Annotated in this window: 1 protein-coding gene and 1 pseudogene; both read left to right on the top strand. The window is 37.4% G+C overall.

The genetic code is table 11. The features are described 5' to 3' along the window. Positions 1-155: pseudogene (locus tag B4H32_RS00650) on the top strand (D-alanyl-D-alanine carboxypeptidase); the annotation flags it as partial. Between the two features lie 93 nt (positions 156-248). Next, a partial coding sequence (locus B4H32_RS00645; RefSeq protein WP_286799124.1) for an FAD-dependent oxidoreductase occupies positions 249-420 on the top strand: 172 nt, incomplete at its 3' end.

The raw sequence follows: 420 nt of genomic DNA, 5'->3' as shown, positions 1-420 counted from the left end.
CCCAGTTGATTCGTAGTTTGCAAATTGAGAATGATGTACAGATTGAAGAAGCCAACATTTTTCAAAAAATTATGATCTGGTTTTCTAATTTATTCAGCTTTTTCTCAATAAATGACACTAAAAATCCAAAACTCTACCCACTAAATCAGGGTTAAAAAAAACCTACTTTTTCTATAAAGATTACTAATACAATATTGAAAAAAGGATGGCATAATCCTGCCATCCTTTCACAAAAAATTAGGTTAATCATGAGTAAAACCTTACATCATATCGTGATTGTAGGCGGTGGCGCAGGTGGTTTGGAACTTGCGACACAACTGGGTGAACGTTTTGGCAGGAAAAAGAAAGCCCGAATCACACTGGTTGACCAAAACCTGACCCATATCTGGAAGCCCCTGCTCCACAAAATTGCTGCTGGCT

Source organism: Acinetobacter sp. UBA2063, assembly GCF_002333245.1.
Classification (GTDB): domain Bacteria; phylum Pseudomonadota; class Gammaproteobacteria; order Pseudomonadales; family Moraxellaceae; genus Acinetobacter; species Acinetobacter parvus.
This window is presented reverse-complemented; position numbering and strand designations above follow the sequence as displayed.